Annotated in this window: 11 protein-coding genes; all 11 read right to left on the reverse strand. The window is 45.7% G+C overall.

Annotated elements, in window-relative coordinates:
* Positions 1-180, reverse strand: a complete 180-nt coding sequence (gene asp4 / locus DG474_RS07695) for an accessory Sec system protein Asp4 (RefSeq protein ID WP_000161925.1) — start codon at positions 178-180, stop codon at positions 1-3.
* On the reverse strand, positions 173-1,519 hold the full coding sequence (gene gtfB / locus DG474_RS07700; protein ID WP_255777983.1) for an accessory Sec system glycosylation chaperone GtfB: 1,347 nt from the start codon (positions 1,517-1,519) through the stop codon (positions 173-175). The genes asp4 and gtfB overlap by 8 nt, the downstream gene beginning before the upstream one ends.
* Entirely contained in the window at positions 1,503-3,023 is a 1,521-nt protein-coding gene (gene gtfA, locus DG474_RS07705; RefSeq protein ID WP_255777984.1) for an accessory Sec system glycosyltransferase GtfA, read from the reverse strand. The genes gtfB and gtfA overlap by 17 nt, the downstream gene beginning before the upstream one ends.
* Positions 3,024-3,035: 12 nt before the next feature.
* Positions 3,036-5,414 (reverse strand): accessory Sec system translocase SecA2, encoded by a 2,379-nt coding sequence (gene secA2 / locus DG474_RS07710; protein ID WP_439794565.1) that lies wholly within the window; start codon positions 5,412-5,414, stop codon positions 3,036-3,038.
* Positions 5,401-5,841 (reverse strand): accessory Sec system protein Asp3, encoded by a 441-nt coding sequence (gene asp3 / locus DG474_RS07715; protein ID WP_255777987.1) that lies wholly within the window; start codon positions 5,839-5,841, stop codon positions 5,401-5,403. Before asp3 ends, secA2 begins: the two co-directional genes overlap by 14 nt.
* Complete coding sequence (gene asp2 / locus DG474_RS07720) at positions 5,838-7,367, reverse strand: accessory Sec system protein Asp2 (protein ID WP_255777988.1); 1,530 nt, start codon at positions 7,365-7,367, stop codon at positions 5,838-5,840. The genes asp3 and asp2 overlap by 4 nt, the downstream gene beginning before the upstream one ends.
* Positions 7,351-8,931, reverse strand: a complete 1,581-nt coding sequence (asp1, locus tag DG474_RS07725; RefSeq protein ID WP_255777989.1) for an accessory Sec system protein Asp1 — start codon at positions 8,929-8,931, stop codon at positions 7,351-7,353. Before asp1 ends, asp2 begins: the two co-directional genes overlap by 17 nt.
* Before the next feature lie 9 nt (positions 8,932-8,940).
* A complete protein-coding gene (secY2, locus tag DG474_RS07730; RefSeq protein WP_255777990.1) occupies positions 8,941-10,158 on the reverse strand; it encodes an accessory Sec system protein translocase subunit SecY2 in 1,218 nt (405 codons plus the stop codon).
* Between the two features lie 89 nt (positions 10,159-10,247).
* A complete protein-coding gene (locus tag DG474_RS07735) occupies positions 10,248-11,477 on the reverse strand; it encodes a glycosyltransferase (protein WP_255777991.1) in 1,230 nt (409 codons plus the stop codon).
* A gap of 15 nt (positions 11,478-11,492) precedes the next feature.
* Positions 11,493-12,719: a glycosyltransferase gene (locus DG474_RS07740; protein WP_255777992.1), complete on the reverse strand. Its 1,227-nt coding sequence runs from the start codon at positions 12,717-12,719 to the stop codon at positions 11,493-11,495.
* Positions 12,720-12,938: 219 nt separating this feature from the next.
* A complete protein-coding gene (locus DG474_RS07745) occupies positions 12,939-18,617 on the reverse strand; it encodes an accessory Sec-dependent serine-rich glycoprotein adhesin (RefSeq protein ID WP_255777993.1) in 5,679 nt (1,892 codons plus the stop codon).
* Positions 18,618-19,377 lie beyond the last annotated feature (760 nt).

The raw sequence follows: 19,377 nt of genomic DNA on the forward strand, positions 1-19,377 counted from the left end.
TCACCTCAAGATTCCTAATAATGTAAAGATCAGGGTAAGAAGGATGAGCAAACCGAGTAAAATGGAGAAGGTTTTACTGATTTTTTCTCCTCGGGTAGGCTTTTCTTTCTTAAGCGCTCCTTGCTTTAACTCTTCCATGCGTCCTTCGACATCCTTGTAAAATAAATCTTTTTTAGTCATGTCCTTCCCCTATTATCCTTTTCATCCTCTCTTGGTAAGTAGCCAAGTCCACATAGTTAGCATGACGACCTTGATGTCCAAGGGCATGGCCCATCTTATCAAGACTGCTGAGAGCTTCTTGAATCTTCGCAATCATGTCTCCAACAGCCTGCACATCAAAGAGGTGTTCTGGAGCTGTGTAAGGTCTGTTATGAACTGTCTGGTCAAAGGCTAGGATGAGCATATTGTGCTCGAAGGCTTGACGGACAGCATCCAAAAGCTCGTTTCTGTAATTGATATCTAGATAGAGATCGGACAGCTGGTAGAGTTCTCGAATCTTTTGCGGACTGGCGTTTTGATAGAGAACGACATTGGGATAGGAAAGCAAGGTCAGCAACTTGGACGACATTTCAGTCACTGCCGCGATTCGGACGGTCACCATTGGCAAGGACTCAATCAGGGTTTCGATATGTTCGATCTGATCCGAGTTGGTAACGATCAAGGCATCTGGTCGAACGAAGTTTTCTCTTTTGAACTGATAATGATAACCTAGATGGACAAACTTGTCATGATAGGCTGGATTGGCCAAGGCCAAGGCTTGTTCATAGGTAGCCTTATCTGGTATGAGGATCTGCTTGGCTCTCAGCCCCTCTTGCTCCAGTAGCAACTGCATATTCCCAGGAAGACAATCACCTAGCGGTTCTTGCCAGACTAAGATATCCTGTCCAGTCTTGTCTGGATAATGGTATGAGACCAAGAAAGAAGTAGCTAGAGTGTTAAAGAGAAGATGGCTAGTGTCGATTCCCAAGTCTTGCAAAAAGAAAATCGTGAATTCCACTCGATTTTTAAAATGGCGCAGGGCTTGTCCGGCCAAGGTTAGGAGGATATCACCTGTCACATAATTTTCCAGGACAATTTCCTGTCCCTTTGCATCCTGGTACTTGGTCAAGATAGCCTGTCCATCTGCACTATAAGTGGTCTTGGCAAAGCAGGCTCCGCATCGGTTATAGTGGTCTGCTTGGTAGATGCGACCGGATAGGTCCTTCCAGTCGACCTGCTTGACCAGACGGGCCTGAGGAGCATCCATATAGTGAATCACGCCCCTCTCCCGAGAATCCTCTAGGATATGCGCCGACTGGTTATTGCCCGCAATCTCCCAAAATTCAGGTACGGCTACTTGGTTGAAATAAAGAGCTTTTCCCGACTCGTAACCTAGATAGTAGGTAAAGGGAGAAAGAATCCCATCTGGGAGAAAGCCATCTGGCTCGATCACAACTGTAACATGAGACAGACCAGCAGCTTCTAGACTTTCATGCAAATCTCGGCTTTCCTGGCCATAACGATCAAATAGTTGAATCATGCAGGACCTCCTCTATCGTTTTCTTCCACTTGTCCCTCACTTTGTCTGTTAAAAATCCTCTAGCTAGGTCATAAGATGCTGTTCGCATAGCTGGCAAATGATTTTCCTGATAGAGCTGGCAGATCTTTTCCGCAAAGGCACTTTTAATCGCCGTTTCAACATGGTCATCCGAACTTGGGATTAAGTAGCCATTTTGACCGTTCTTGATAAAGGTTTGATTCCCATAAGGAACATCAAAGCCAATCAGGGGCAAGCCTGAACCAACTGCTTCCATCAAGGTCAGACCAAAGCCTTCGCTGGTTGAGGCTGTCAGATAGACCTCATACTGGGGATAGATCTGAGCTAGATCTGCATGCCCCTTGAGCTGGATATAGTTCTCCGCTTGGTGAGATGTGATGATTTCCCTTAAAAGGGACTCCTCACCCCCACTGCCATAAATGTCAAAGGTAAGCTCTGGAAGGACTTGATGCGCCTGGATAACCGCCTTGACGAGCCAGTCGATGTGTTTTTCCTTAGCCAGACGCGAAGCGGTAATGAGAGAAAAGGGCTTGCGTTCCCTAGCAGGCTCCGTCAGCTGATCAATGCTCCCAACTGGAATCGTGACGATTCGTGGACGATGCTGACTGTACTGGGCAAATTGACCTTCGAGAACTTCCTTCTGCCGATCCGTAGACACGATAAAGCAATCGACCTTGTCCGCATTTGTAAACTGATACTCATAATAGTTATTCCAGAGGAGATAGTCTTCGTTGCTAGCATTTTCACTATAGTGCTCCGCGTGAACGACAACTGCTAGATGAGCCTTTTGTGCTTCTTCAAAAACAGCCTGACCAATCCCTGTTTCCCTATCCAAGATGACAAAATCAGACTTGCTCAAGTTCAAACGTTGCATAAAATAGCGCATAAGGGCTGGCTTTCCGTACAGAATCCGGTCCTTAAATCGATAGACCTCTTCCTGGCCTTCAGTCAGCAAGATATCGTAAGCAGTGCTGCCATCTTCATTGAAAAAGGTTCGTTGATAGAGCCTAGCCACCTGGTCTTTAGGTGCGAAATATTCTGTACAGTAACGCGTGTAGGAGAAATAATCCTTGCGAATCAAGTTCCCCCCAAACACATACTCTGCATGCTGTACCAGATTCTTAGCCGAGTCTACCAAGTAGCAGGTCACAAACTTGTCCTCATCTGAAAAGTAGACGCGCAAGATCTTGCCATCCTGCTCCCTATGACTCTCAAGGCCACCAAAAGAGGCCAAGACCTCGTCAACTGTAACACTGGTCGGTGCTAGCTTGATATCTGTAAAATGATTGTAAAGCCAGATTACCTGATTATCCGCAAAGCCGATATTGGCCGTTAAGTGCTGGATATTGTCTGCTAAAATCAAGTCGGTAAAGATAAACTTAGATGCTAGGTCTAAGCTTCTAAAAATCCCTGCTCGGTAGACCTGGGCATACTCGACACCACTACTCGCCCAACCGATTCCTAGATTTATATTGTAAATTGTCATATGATCCTCTTTTTATGGAAAATGGGTGAGAATCTCACCTTTGGGCGTTACTTCCACAATCCCCATGAGAAGATTGCGTACCATATCTGTACGGATTTGTTGCTTCATGGTTTCAAATCCTGCATAGGCCTCCTGATAGTACTCCACGATAGGGTTCTTTTGAGAAGCAGACTGGCTCCCGATTGCTAGACTGAGCTGTTGCAGGTAGTCGACTTGCTCAACCCAGTTGTCATCAATAGCCTTGAGCATGGATATTCTCAGAAAGGAGTCATAGAGCTGGTGAGGTTGGAGGACTTCTTTTTTAGCTGCGATTTCCTTGGCTATTATTTTCTCTAGTAACTCCCGAATCTGATCTGCATCAGCTAAATCCAGATCAGCCGGTAATTCTCTCATCCCAAAGCTAATATTTGTTACGATGAAGTGAAAGAGCTCTTGGGGACTGCTATAGGTTTTTTCTGAGATTTGTTTGGTATAGTCTGCCAGTATATCCTCAAGAATATGCTCCAGGTCACGACTTCCATCCAGCAAACGATCTCTTTCTTTGTAGACCATCTGACGCTGAATATTGACACTTTCCGCATACTCTAAGGTTTGTCTGCGTGCAGAGCGACTGGCACTATCACTAGCCTCTTGAGCTTTTCTGACGAGATTGCGGTACTTGCGAGCCTTGAGTAGGATGGGTTTGCTGATATCTTCCACTTGATAGTCTTGGTACAGGTCGTGAACCCAAGACGGTCCGAACTTTTTGATCACATCATCTTCAAGCGACACGAAAAATTGAGACATGCCTGGATCACCCTGGCGGCCAGAACGACCTCTGATTTGCAGGTCAATCCGTCGGCTCTCCATCCGCTCAGTACCAATCACAACCAAACCGCCTAACTCTGCTACCCCCGGACCGAGTTTGATATCTGTCCCTCGACCTGCCATAGAAGTCGCAACGGTCACTGCCCCCATCTGTCCAGACTCTGCGATGATCTGGGCTTCACGCGCCGCATGATTGGCATTAAGGACATTGTGGGAAATCCCCTCTCGCAAGAGCAAGGACGAGTAAAGTTGGGACATTTCAACAGATCCGACAAAGATCAGGAGTGGATTGCCTTTGGCGTGATAGGTCTTTATAGCTTCGAGAGAAGCATACACTTTCTCAGGGAGTGTCACATAGAGATTGTCCGAATGGTCCATTCGCCTAAGTGGGCGATTGGTTGGGATGCGAATGACAGACATATTGTAGGTTTCGAAAAATTCTTTTTCTGCCACCTTTCCCGTTCCTGTCATACCAGAGATTTTACGAAACATCTTAAAGAGACTCTGGTAGGTGATTGAAGCCATGGCTCTGGTTTCAGGAGAGAGCTTCACATGTTCCTTGGCTTCGATGGCTTGATGGAGACCACCTTGAAGTTTGGTCATTTCCATCAGGCGACCTGTTCCCTTGTCTAACAAGACCATTTCTTGCCCTCGAACCAGGTAGTCCTTGTCCTTAGTAAAGAGCGTATGGGCTCTGAGAGCATAGACCAGATGCCGAACATAACTAGCATACTCTTCCTTGTAGAGATGGTCGATTGCTAGGAATCCCTCAACCGTCTGAGCCCCCTTTCGGGTCAACCAAACTTGGTCTTTTTCTTCCTTGTAGATGTAGTCTTCTCCCTCAACCAAGGTCGTCACTAGGGTATCAATCATCCCATAATAGTTAGACTGGACACGGGGAGAACCTGCGATAATCAAGGGAGTTTGGGCACTATCGAGTAGAATGTCATCGATCTCATCAATGATGACATAGTTAAAGGGAGGCAGGAATTTCCCCTCACGAGTGGATGCAAGATTGTCATTGAGATAGTCAAAGCCCAGGACACTATTGGTCGTGTAGACGATATCTGAAGTGTAGATCTTTCTTTTCTCTTCCGCAGCCAAGTCCTCTTTTGGATCCTCTGAAAAAGGCAGACCGACAGTTAGACCTAAAAATTGGTAGACTGGGCCCATTTCACCTGCGTCCCGTTTAGCCAGATAGTCATTGGTCGTGACCAGCATGCTACCTTTTCCCGTTAGGGCATTGAGATAGAGAGGCATAGTTGCAGTCAAGGTCTTGCCTTCACCCGTATTCATCTCAGCCACATTTCCTTGGTGGATCACAATGGCACCCATGACTTGCACATCATATGGAAAGAGACCCAAGACACGTTTATCTGCCTCACGAACAAGGGCATAGGCTTCTACCAATAGCTCATCCAAGGTTTCTCCCTGGGCAAGACGCTGGCGAAACTCCTCTGTCTTGGCAGCCATTTCCTCATCACGGAGAGCTGCCATCTCTTCTTTGAGGGCGTTGATTTGGCTTAGAAGCCTCTTGACCTTTCTCAGTTGTCTTTCCTGATACAAATGATTAAACACCAGCATCCCCCTCAATAGAAAACGAAACAAAGTCCAGAGCCTCAAAACCTGCACTAATCAAGGAAAGTCGATAGGTGTAGGCCGTTTCAGGATAGGTGAAGCTAAAGGAAAATTGTCTTTCAATCTTCTCCTCGATAATTTCCTCATAACGGTTTAAAAAGGTCAGTTTGAGATAGAGGCCATTGGCCGGTTGAACCTGCATCTTCATAGATAGACGGTAGGTATGATTTTTCTTAAGAAGAGGGAGGCTGGGTTGGCTTCTGGTAGCCTGGTAGTTGACACTAGAAAACCAGGTTTTCAGAGTCTCACCTGAAGCCAGTAAAGGGTTTTTCAGGGTAACGTGACCATCTGCATGATAGGTGATCTGGCTACCATAAAGATAAGTGGCTCCCATCTCACCCCACCTAATATCCTCTCTCTTGATGATAATCATGTCTCACCTCTTCCGTATTCTTCTAGTATCATCTTGTAAAAATGAATAAACCAGGAAACGTTTGTACCTGTGTCATCATTGTGTCGACCTGCGGTTCCTTTGGACAAAATCTTGGCTCCTGTCTGGCAAAGAGTCTCCACTAGCTGGTCATAGGCACCACTATCCATATCCTCGTCCTTCATGTAAGAAAGGCCAAAGGTCGTCTGGGAAAAATCAGCTTGTTTAAATCGGGTCCAAAAACGTTGGTCCAAGTCCTTCATGTCTTTCTGGCTCACTCCTCCTGTCTGAAGGTGCAAGACATCAAAGCTAGTTGGAAAGACTCCTGGCGCCTCTAGTCGGCCCCGCTGTGCGATGGTTCCTAGATTGGTCAAGGGTTTTCCGACTACGACACCCTTGGGTTCAAAGTGGGATCCATAGTAGAGGGCAGGGAAGGTTCCCATTGACAGGCCAGATAGGATCAAGTCACTTCTATCCAAGCCTAGATAGTCTAGATAGTGTTGGATGGTTGCTTGAATTTTATCTTCTAATTCCTCAGTTCCTAGGTAAAAGGCTCCTCCTTCTAATCGAGGGTCCGAAAAGAGGAGAAAGGGGCATCTGAGATTCTTCATCATCCAGTAACCCTCAAAACCTTCCGCCGGACGGTAACCTGAGAAATAGACTGCTAGAGGAGGCTTGAAATCCCCCGGGTGAAAGAAATAGTTGATTTCCTCGCGTTTTTTGTCATGTAGGATATTGCCTCCGAGAACAAACTTTCCAAACTGTTTCCGGCTCCAGCGTTGGTGGAGATTGCCGATCTTGACCTTTCCCTGACCACGCGCTTCAAGAGAAATGCTCAGATAAGCATCATAGTCTTGCTCCACTATGATTGCTGAGGCAAAGTCTGCTTCCTCAAGGAGAATATCCTGTTTTATCTCTGAGATGGATCCTGCTGGGATCTTTCGCAAACGCAAGCGCAATTCCACTGGTCCACTCTTTTCATATTCGAGCCAGAGTTCGATTGGCGAGTGGGCTTGGACGGTCTGATTATAGGCCCAAGAGGCTAGCTGGGTATAGGTTTTCCCAAAATCACCTTCTAATTCCAGATGCTCAAATCCTTGATAGGAGACAGAGCCTTGGAAACTCGGGTGAATCCGTATCGTAACTGGACTCAGCTTGTCTCCATAACCACCTTCAAAGAGGGAGGTGGAGAGGTCTCGAACAAAGCCCTGTCGGTCTGACAGGTCCATCGCTTGCATGCAGTGCTGTTTGATGAGGTTCTGAATGTTTTTATCCTGACTTGCAAACTGTTCGGGATAGAAAACCGTATAGGGTTCCAAGCTAGATGCAAAAGGCAACAAATCTACTAAATAAGCTCCATCCGTGAGAATGACAGCATGAAAGTGCTCTAGGTCATTCTCATCCATGATTTTCTGGATAGCAGACGGTTTGTTGGGAGGAACATGATACCAGTCTAGTTGAGCTGGTAGGGCAAGCGTATCTCGCCAATCCTCTGGACCGATTTGCAAGATCTTATACTTCTTTTCCATGAGTCACCTCCTCCAACCACTTTTCTAGCTTGATTAGGAATTGCTCGCCAGTGTGTTCCTTTATCTTTTCAATGGAATGGATTAAAGCATCATTCCACACCTGCAGGCTATCGAGATAGTAATGGGCAGCTTGCGCAAAATCCGCAATATTTTCCAACAGATAGCCATTCTTCTGATGGCTGACATACTCTGTTTTGACCCTATTGATTTGAGGGATACCAGCACTAATCCCCGCAATTTGGGTATAGAGGAGAGGCTGGCTGTTCAGATCGACAATCAAACGAACAAATTCCAGCTGCTTGATTAACTCCGATTCATCCTTCATATTGACAAACGAATAACGCATAGCCTGATGGCGATTGTCCTCAAGCGGATTTTCAGCTCCTTGGTAATCAACTTCCTTCTCCAATTCCTGATCTTGAAACCTCTCTGCGACCATCTTAGCAACTCGTGTTTCCAGCTGTTTCATTTCTTCTTGACTAGCAGCAAAGGCTCCAAAAACCAGCTCCGTATCCTTGTTTTCAGAAAGGAAATGCAAGACCTGATAGAGAGCTTGGTCCTCTATCCCCTGCTCAAAGTCCAGTTGATAGTAGAGGATTGACTCCTTCCGAGTCTGACTCTTTCCCAGCTCCAAGCGGGTATCAAAAGGCGATAAATGTCGGAACTTCTCGGCTTGTTCTGGAAAGCCAGATTGAGCCAAGCGCAAGGTGTCCTCCCTGTCAACCAGAACTAGGTCCACCTTAGGCAACAAATCCGCCAACTGAGGTAATTGCTCTTGAGGATTTCGTCCGATAAAAAGACTGAGAACCTTGGTACTTTGACGGGGCAATCGTTCTAAAAGGAAAGTATTATGCTGGTCACACGCAGGCAGAAAATAGGTCGCTCCTTCCTCAGGGAGTTGGGCTATTTTCTTCTCAAAAAACTCCGCCATCAAATCTCCCATATCTCGGTAAGACTCTTTTTGGAAACGAAAAGCAAAGATAGGATTGACCTCGATACGCCCCCCATCTTGCAAGTACTCTCTAAACTGCCACAGTCCCTTGGGATTGAGGTAGTCTTGGTAGAGAGCCTGGCCCTCTTCGTAGTAAATCACACTGGAAACCAGCCCCCGATCATCCATTAGGTAATTGGCAGACAAAAGCCCATCTTCCTTGAAATACTGAATCGTACTGATAAAACCTTCTATCCCATGCTCTACCTGGGCATAGGGCTTGCCATCCTTCAGCACCAGAATAGTAAAGGGACTGTAAACAAAGTCGCAATCCTCATCCCACTCAATATCTCTGAGCTGCAAGACCTGTGGTCGAATCTCATGAAAATCCTGCAATTCATCAAATAAGGAATAAACCGGTGCTTCTAAAATACCTTGGCGATGGAGAAAATAGCGCAAATGAGGCTGATAGGACAAAAGGAGGACCTGTGCAGGAATCCCTTGGCGTTGCATCAGGCGAATCTGATTGAAGGTGTCATCAAATTCTAGCTTAAAATGAGAAAAATACCAAGGTGTCAAATCGGCATGCCAGGGACGCTCCTTGCCATACCAAGCTGGGATAAAGTAATACATCAAAACCTCCTAGAATAGTGGCCGATACCTTTCATTTAGTCGGAGCGCTTGCAGTTCGTCGTGAATCGTAAAGAGCATGCCGCTCAAAATTAAAAAGAGTCCGGGAATCATGCTGACTTTTAACAAACTCTCATCCTTCAAGACAAACAAGATCGGAAGTCCAGCCAAGGTAACGTTAAAGACTGCACCTATCAGAGCAAATCGTAGAACCAAGCGATTTATAAAGCGACTAGTATCCTCACCGGGATAGACTCCGTAGATGTAATCTCCTGATTCCTTCATCCGATCTGCGATCTGTTGACCACTCACATTGACAAAGGCAAAGGCAATGCTAAAGACAAAGAGGATAAGGATATAAGCGTAAATCCACAAGGGTTTCCCCATCGCATACTGCTCCAGTAGGGCAGGGTAGAGCGGATTGCCCTTATCCAGATGGTGAAGCAAGAGCAAGAGATAAGAAGGCAAGCCCATGAGACTCATCACATACATATAAGGCATGCCACCAGCAGGATTGAGCATGATTTCCAGATAGGAATAGCGTTTAAAGCGAGAATGAAGGCCTATTTTATTGATAGGGATGCGGTATCGCGCTCGGTAAAAGAGAACGACTAGATAGGTAAAGAGGACACCAAGCACTACCAATAGGAAAAGCAGCCAAGGAGAGATCTTATGAACTTGGACCGATTGGAGGATGTCCTGAGGGAGTGAAGCCACCATACTTGCCAATAAAATGACGACAGGGCCTCCAACTCCGATAGACGCATTGATGTCCGACAGCCAAACTAAGAAGAAGGTCCCCGCAACCAAAAGGCTGGTATTGAGGAGAAAGACCAAGAAGGGATTGTAGGGAGCTTGGACAGGGAGGTTTGTCGTCAAGGCCAAGGCCTGAATCAAGGCAATCCCTAGCGTCAAGTACATTTTTCGCCTATCCTGGACTTCTGAAGAAACTGAATTTAAGCCCAGCTTCTTCGAAAAGGAAAACATCTGCCACAAGATCATAGCTGACATCCAGGGGGAAAGTCCGATTGAAAAGAGAGAGAGGCTACGAAGATTTCCACCAGTCAGGGCTACTGAAAAGTCCAGATAGACTGCGCCTCCTCCGAGAAAATCCCGACTATTGAGGTTAACAAAAGGAAGAGCGATACGACTCCCGAGCACATAAATAAAGAGCAAAAACAGGGTGTGCATCCCTTTTTTTACTGCTATCGATGAACGAAATTTTTTCACTAGCTCCTCCTTTTCATTTTCATCCTTCCATCATCCTATCAGACGTGAATAGTCCAGCCCATTTTTCTTGGAATTTTCAAATCCTCATCTCAGTTTTCGTGTCGTTTCTCTCTCAGATAAGCCTTCAGAGCTGCTACCATTTCTTCCGGTTTTTCTGCTGAAAAAACACCTGCATAGGCACTTTTAGGTAGTTCCTGGGACTGGGTATTGTCAAAAGTCAAGATCGGTTTATCAAAGCGTGAAATATAGTCATAAACAACACTCAACTTGTCATCGTGGTTAATATCAAGATAGACATCTGTCTGCTGGATCAGTTTTTCGACCAAGAGGGGGAAGGTGTTGGGATAGAGGGTAACATTTTTAAAACGTGACAAGAGCATGAGTTCCGGTGCCATCGTCGTATAGGCTGCGATGTAGAAATGCACCTCTGGCAAGGCTTGAACCAGATAGTCGATTTTCTCAAGATGCCAGGAGTTGGTCAAATTGACACAAGTCATAACTGGCTGATAGACTGTGACTGGATAGTCAATTCCAGCCTGACGCCATTTTTCAGTAATGGCAGACCACTCCATCAGATGATAGTGCCACCAAACCTCACGCAAACGCCCAACCGAATGAGTATTCCAAGGTTTGTCCTGAGAGAGGAAATGCAAGATAGCTGGCAGAGGCTCCAAAGGGATTTGGAAGATAAATTCATGTCCATGTGATGCAGCCCCACTGTCAAAACCAATCTGGAAATTATAGTTCTGATCCAGAGGAGCATAGCTGTCATGAAAGAGCATATTGAGGATAGACTGGTCCCCTTCACTGACATGTTGGTGTTCCCGCTCCGTCAGCTCAACTAGCTCTTGTCTCACAGCTTCTGATCGCCATTTTTTGTTATTGATCAAGAGTACACCTGCATTAAAGCCAACTCCAACTCCAAAACAAGATGGTGCCGCGGCCAAGTAGTTTTCCCCCAAGTCCATTTCAAAGAGGGGCGTCAAATCAGCCGTCACTACCAGATCGCTGTCCAAGTAAAGAACCTTGTCCTCTGCAACAAAATCAGGGATAAAATAACGGGCAAAGGTCATGTGATTGATATGGGGCAGTTTGTTGCTCCAGTTCATCTGAAACTGGGCGCCAAGCATCTTGACATCCACTAACTCACCGCCCATTTGCTCTACTATCGGTCTGAGAGCACGGAACCACTCCTGGGGAATATCCTGGTTAAAGATATAGACCTTGACATGGCTATTATGGTAGCAGAGAGACTTGAGCGCTGTTTCAATCTGACGAATATAGGCATAATCTCCTGCAAGAACAATTGTTTTTTTCATTTAGTTTCCTTCAGTTTACAACGACTGCTTCTTTGATTCCAAAAGCGTGCGGATAGACTCGATCATTTGACCTACGGCTGCTGGTGAGTAGACATGACTGTAACCACTCGACTCATGACTAGTGGTCTCAAAAGCAAATATAGGGATTTCTCTTTGCTGCACCTCTTGGATAATGTTTGCAATTTCATCCTCATGATTGATATCCAAGTAAAAGTCAATCTTTTCTAGGACCTTTTTGACATTCATGGGATTAAAGTAAGGATAGAGGCGTACATTCAGATGCGATTGCAAGTTCATGATTTCCGGCGCAAAATTGGTATGAGCTAGGATAGAGAACTCAACATCGGGCAATTCTTGGATTAGGTGCTCGATTTGCTCTATGTGACACGTATTGGTAAAAATAGCGGTCGCATACTGAGGAGCTTGAACTAAAGATGCCAATCCTTTATGGAAATCACATTTTTTCATGACGATATCAGACCACTCTAGTCCGTAGTAAAACCACCAGTCCTCCCTGAAACGATTGAGGTTGATTTGGTACCAAGGCTTGTCCCCTGTATAATGGATAATCTTGGCTGACTTCTCAGTAGCAAGAGAATCCCTATACCAAGTATCCATCTGGTAATTTCGAGCCACTGTATCCATACCAACCATAAAATTATAGGTAGCTGGCAGCGATTTCCAACGACCTTCAAAGAGGTGATTTAACACGCCCTGATCACCAAAAACTTGGTCATGCAGTTGGTCTGTCAAGCTCAACAAGTGCTCCGTCACCTTTTCTTGGCGCCAGAGAGCCACATTAATCAGCAAGACACCTGCATTAAAAGTGCTAGGAACTAGCGCATCTGCGACAGCAGCTACTGGCCAGTCTGCCATATCTTCTAAAAAGAGTTGATCTAGGTTTGATCTAACGATAATATCCGAATCCATGTACAAGGCTAGATCTTCGCTAACAAACTGAGGAATAAAATAACGAAAGAAAGTTGCATAACTTAAGTGAGCTAGTGGTAAACGATACCCTTTCAAACCTTGATGACTAATCTTGACATTGACGATTTTTGAGGCTAGAGGTTCTAAACGTCTCTCCATGAGCTGAAACCATTCAGATGGCAAATCATCATTGAAAACATAAAAAGTCACTGCTCGGTTATGGGCACAAATTGACTTGATTGTTGTCTCAATCTTGTCCATATATGCATTATCACCACCGAGTACAATGGCTTTTTGAAGCTCTTTTTTCATTTCGTCCCCTTTTCTTTTCACATTCTTTTGGCTACTTTTCTACTACTATAGTTCTGATTTTTTCGATGATTATCTCACCTTCCTATTATACCTTTTCCCCTAGTTTATTTCAAACTCAAAAGAGGATTTCCCTCTTCTCACATATAGAAAAAACCTTTGAAAAATCATGTTTTCAAAGGTTTTCCATTTTACTATTTATTCATTGATTTTTATATCTTATCAATGACTTTCTTGATCGTCATTCTGACTCTTCTTGGCAAGAAGACCGATACCTGTCACAGCTGCCAATGCTCCCAATAAAGCAGATGCTACGGAAGTCGACGCTCCTGTATTTGGCAAGACTTGTTTTGGCTTGCTTGAAGCAGATTGACCTTGTCTTGTAATGTTTGCCATTGAGAGAGAGGTGCTTGTTGAAGTAGATGCCAGAGCACTTGCTGACGCAGATCTACTAATAGAATCTGAAGTTGAGAGACTAGTGATAATCGACGCTGACTCGCTCACTGACATGCTTGCTGAAACCGAAGTACTTGCTAGAGTCGATTCACTGGCTAACATGCTAGCTGAGAGTGATTCGCTCACTGAAGTACTTGTTGAGATCGAAGCACTCTCCAACGCCAACTCGTCTGCTAGCATACTTGCAGAAGTTGATGTACTTGTTGATACCGATTGGCTAGCACTGACTGATGCAGACTGGCTCGAGCTTACAGATACAGACTCACTCGCGCTGGCAGATGCAGACTGGCTAGCGCTGGCTGAAGCCGATTCGCTTGAGCTGACTGAGGCTGACTGGCTGGCACTCAATGAAGCCGATTGACTCGAGCTTACTGAGGCGGACTCACTTGAGCTTGCCGAAGCTGATTGACTCAAGCTTACTGATGCTGACTGACTAGCGCTCACTGAGGCTGACTGACTCGAACTTGCCGATGCCAATTGACTCGAGCTGGCTGAAGCGGATTCGCTCGAACTTACCGAAGCAGACTGACTAGCGCTTACTGATGCAGATTGGCTTGAGCTTATAGATACTGATTGACTAGCGCTGGCTGAGGCTGACTGGCTTGAGCTTGCTGACGCAGATTGACTCGAGCTGACTGATGCGGATTGGCTTGCGCTAACTGAAGCGGATTGGCTTGAACTTACTGATGCGGACTGACTCGAGCTTACAGACGCAGACTGACTGGCGCTCACTGACGCTGATTGGCTAGCACTCGCTGAAGCTGATTGGCTCGAGCTTACAGATGCAGACTGACTGGCACTCACTGAAGCGGATTGACTAGCACTTACTGATGTTGATTCACTTGCGCTGGCTGAAGCGGACTCACTTGCGCTTACTGAAGCGGATTGACTCGAGCTTACAGACGCAGACTGACTGGCGCTCACTGACGCTGATTGGCTAGCGCTCGCTGATGCCGATTCGCTTGAACTTACTGAAGCTGACTGGCTAGCACTCGCTGAAGCTGATTGGCTCGAACTTACAGATGCAGACTGACTGGCACTTACTGATGCTGATTCACTTGCGCTGGCTGAAGCTGATTGACTCGAACTTACAGATGCAGACTCACTCGAACTTACTGAGGCAGACTGACTTGCGCTCACTGAAGCGGATTGGCTCGCGCTCACTGAAGCAGATTCGCTGGAGCTTACAGACGCTGATTGACTCGAGCTTACTGATGCAGACTGACTCGAGCTGGCTGACGCAGATTCACTTGCGCTCACTGATGCGGATTGACTAGCACTCACTGATGCGGATTGGCTCGAGCTTACAGACGCTGACTGACTCGAGCTGGCTGACGCAGATTCACTTGCGCTCACTGAAGCGGACTGACTCGAACTTGCTGAGGCTGATTCACTTGCGCTCGCTGAGGCTGATTCGCTGGAGCTGACTGAGGCTGACTGGCTGGTGCTTACTGAAACAGACTGACTTGCACTCACTGACGCTGATTGGCTGGCGCTGGCTGAAGCGGATTGACTTGCACTTACTGATGCAGATCGGCTGGTGCTTACTGAGGCTGATTCACTCGCACTTACCGATGCTGACTCACTGGCGCTCACCGAAGCAGACTCACTCGAACTTACTGAAGCGGACTCACTTGCGCTTGCTGAAGCTGACTGACTCGAACTTACTGAGGCAGACTCACTCGAACTTGCTGAAGCCGATTGGCTCGAACTCACCGATGCAGACTGACTGGCACTCACTGACGCTGACTGACTGGCACTCACTGACGCCGATTGACTGGAGCTGGCTGAGGCAGACTGGCTGGAGCTTACTGAAGCAGATTCACTTGAACTTACTGAAGCGGACTGACTGGCACTCGTTGAAGCGGACTGGCTCGAACTTACTGAAGCGGATTGGCTGGAGCTTACCGATGCTGATTGACTCGCACTTGCTGAAGCAGACTGACTTGAGCTTACGGACGCTGACTGGCTAGCACTTGCAGATGCTGATTGGCTCGAACTTGCTGAGGCAGATTGGCTGGCACTCAATGAAGCCGATTGACTCGAGCTTGCAGATGCTGACTGGCTGGAGCTTACTGAGGCAGACTGGCTCGCGCTCGCTGAAGCGGATTGGCTGGAGCTTACCGATGCTGATCGACTCGCACTTGCTGAAGCAGACTGACTTGAGCTTACGGACGCTGACTGGCTCGAACTTGCTGAGGCTGACTGACTCGAGCTCAATGATGCAGACTGGCTCGAGCTGACTGAAGCTGACTCACTCGCACTTACAGATGCAGATTCGCTTGAACTTACAGATGCAGATTCGCTTGAACTTACAGATGCTGATTGGCTTGCACTCAATGAAGCTGACTGGCTCGAACTTACTGAAGCGGATTGGCTTGCACTCGCTGAAGCTGACTGACTCGAGCTCAATGATGCAGACTGGCTCGAGCTGACTGAAGCTGACTCACTCGCACTTACAGAAGCGGATTGGCTCGCGCTCGCTGAGGCTGACTCACTTGCACTCGCTGAAGCTGACTGACTTGAGCTAACTGATGCAGATTTGCTTGAGCTGGCTGAGGCGGATTCGCTTGTGCTTACTGAAGCGGATTGACTAGAGCTCAATGATGCAGACTGGCTCGAGCTGACTGAAGCTGACTCACTCGCACTTACAGAAGCGGATTGGCTGGCACTCACTGAAGCGGATTGACTAGAGCTCACTGACGCTGATTGACTCGAGCTCGCTGATGCAGATTCACTTGCACTTACTGAGGCGGATTGACTTGCACTTGCAGATGCTGATTGGCTGGAGCTTGTAGATGCAGACTGACTTGCACTCACTGAAGCGGATTGACTTGCACTTACCGAGGCTGATTGGCTGGAGCTTGTAGATGCAGACTGACTTGCACTCACTGAAGCGGATTGACTTGCACTTACTGAGGCTGATTCACTTGTGCTTACTGAGGCAGACTGACTAGCACTTACCGAAGCTGACTGGCTTGCGCTCACTGATGCTGATTGACTTGCACTCGCTGAGGCTGACTCACTCGCACTTACAGAAGCGGATTGACTAGCACTCGCTGAAGCTGACTGACTAGCACTTACTGATGCTGACTCACTTGCACTCAATGATGCAGATTGACTCGAGCTCGCTGAAGCGGATTGACTCGAGCTTACAGATGCAGATTCGCTTGAACTTACTGAGGCGGATTGACTAGCACTCAATGATGCAGATTGGCTGGAGCTTACTGAGGCTGATTGACTAGCACTTGCTGAAGCAGACTGGCTATTACTTACTGAAATTGACGCTTGATTTGGCGTGATTTGTCCATTAAATGTATCTGAAACCAAACCATCCACTGTCGTACTTGCAGTCACCGGTCCACTAGGAAGTCGTCCTCCATTACGATCATATACCTTCTTCAGCTCATTTGCAGTAAAGGTTACACTAGTCGAGCTCACCGTTGCTTGTTTGGTGAACGTCTCCCCTGCAATTGTAAGAGTAACAGTCCCACCTGGAGTCACACTATCTACCGTAATCGCTTGATTTGTGAGACCACCTTTTTCGTTAAGGAAACGTTCTTCAATTCTAGGTGTCTGAGGGCGAACCTCAATCGGAATCTCTACTTCATCCGTACTTCCATCTGGATAAGTTACCACTGCAGTCAAATTATGCCGACCAGCAGACAAATTCGTATTGGTTCCAGATTTCCAAGTATAGGTTGTTCTAGTTCCCTTAGTAATTCCTGTAGTAGGTAATTCTGGTGTCCCTGTAGCATTCGTGATGTACTGACTGGCTTCACCAACAGAAACAGTCCCTGAATTGGCCGTTAGAGTAAAGTTTCGATTCACCTCAGCATTGATAGCTGGTTCGTACTTTTCAGACTGAGCATGAACTTCAAATTGAATTGCGGCAGGGTTGGCTGTTAAATCTTTTACAAGACCTACGTCAGTAGTATTTCCGCTAAAATTCCCTTCCTGATCATAGGTGAAAACATAACGGGTCCACAAACTATTTACTGCTTGATTTTTTCCAACAGAACCCGTGATTGAAACGGTGAAAGGATTTGATGCTGTAGCATTTCCATCTTTGGCTAGTTTATTTGTCGGAACAATCATGCTGATACTTTGACCATTACTCGTAGTGAATGAGACAACAGTTGAAGTAGCCGGATAGGCCGCGGGAACAGCAGTAGGAACAAATTTTGCATGTTCAATTCGACCACTGTTATCAGTAAACTCAATGGTCGCAGAAAAATTTTCTTCTCGATAAATTTTAAATTTTTGTCCTTCTAGAACTGCGCCACCTGTAACGGTTATTTTCTGAAGTTCTGGCTTCTCTGTATCCCTAGCAGCTCTGAAGCTAGCAGTATTTGAAGCTTTGGTCAAAGCTTGTCCATTTCTGCTGTCACGAGGTCCAGAGTTGGCACGTAACACAGCATTTGCAATACTATTTCGAGCTTCTGTAGCTTTTTGTAGGATAGTGGCAAGATCAGAAACCTCCCCTTTCAAGGCTTCTGCTATCTCATTCTTCGCTAGACTAGCCTTGGCAATCGCCTCATCCGAGTTCGGAAGTCCCTGCGCTTGAGCTAGAAACTGCCCAATCTCAGCAGACAAGGCCTCTAATTTCTTCCGTTTTTCTTCATTTTGTTTTTCCGTCATGGCAACGGAAGTCATTGTGAGACCTGATTCAGCCGTCACATCTTCATTCTTTACAAGACCAGACTCACTTTGAGGCAAGGATTCTGTAGAAAAATCAACTGCTTTTAATTCTTTTGAAGGTTGTGATTCTTTCACTGTCTCCCGAGCTGGCTCACTTGCTTGGTACTGACTTTGAACACCAACTGAAGCTCTCTCTGACAGATTACTATTCGCTTGATTTTGTGTTCCAAGGGATTCACTTGAACTAGCAGTTACACTTTGACTGTTTGCCAAAGATTGACTAGTAGAAGCAGATTGGCTCATCGACTGGCTCATACTAGAAGAGCTTGAGGCACTGATGGACTGACTCGTAGAGGCAGATTGACTGGCGCTCTGCGAATTGAATTCTGACAATGACTGGCTTTGACTGGTAGACAGAGACAAGCTAGCAGTATCTTGATGATCCTGAGTCGTCCCCAGTACTACTGAATCTCTCGTCGCCAAGGTATCTTTTGATTCGACAGTCTTTTCAACAGCGACTGCATCATTGGCATAAACACGCGTTTGCGTCGCAGCAAAACCACCTAAGATCGTCCCCGTAGCTGCTATCCCTTTCAAGACATCCAAGCCCGTCAACTTCTGACCTTCTTGCTTTTCAACCATTTCTGTCTTTACTTGGCTCGTATCCGCGCTTCCACGCATCACCTTAAATAAGCCAAAAAGGGAAGTCGAGGCCCGTAGCCAATGCTTCCCTGATTTGATTAATTTGTACCGTGTCACACGGTCTGTTTCTCTATATTCACCTTTCTGGCGTCTAAAAAACATGTTACTTCCCTCTATATAAAAAAGAATTTATTCACCTATAAAATACTATCTTTTTATTATATACCAAATATACCTACAATTCAATATCTATAACACACTCTAAAGAAAGAAAATGATTTCAAAAATAACTTGATTTCAAATCTATTCTGTTTTTTCAATATAATCTTCATTTTATTGTTCTATTAATATATTTTATTTATTTTTTAACCATTTCCAAATGCTTTAAAATTTGAGCAAATAATTCCAATCACTCAGGGAATTGATTTTTATTCAAAATATAGAAAAAGTCCATGAATCAATAGCATCCACAGACTTTTAGGAGTAGAGTATTTAAAGGTAGTTTCACAAATGAACTAATGAGACCGGTAGCCGAGGTAACTTTCTATCCTTTCCAACAAAAAATTCCATACTAATTAATAGCCGTAATCTACGACACTGAGTTTTACAAATCGATTTCATTTGTAAAACGTGGTTACGACGGAAAAATCCACGAATCGATAATATTCGTGGATTTTTCCTAGTGAAGCGTTTAGGTAAGCAGCCATAGCAGTTACCTATTATTAGATTACGACACTGAGTTTTACGACGTAAAGTTTTACGAATCGATAATATTCGTAAAACTTTACTAGTGGAGCGCCTAGCCAAGTTCCATAGAAACTTGTCGTTAGTTACTTAGATTGTAACATAAACAAATAAATTTCTTGAACAACGACACGGAGTTTGGCAAATCGATTCTATTTGCCAAACGTAGTTAGTAAGG

Origin of the sequence: Streptococcus oralis, from assembly GCF_024399415.1 — a bacterium.
Classification (GTDB): domain Bacteria; phylum Bacillota; class Bacilli; order Lactobacillales; family Streptococcaceae; genus Streptococcus; species Streptococcus oralis_CS.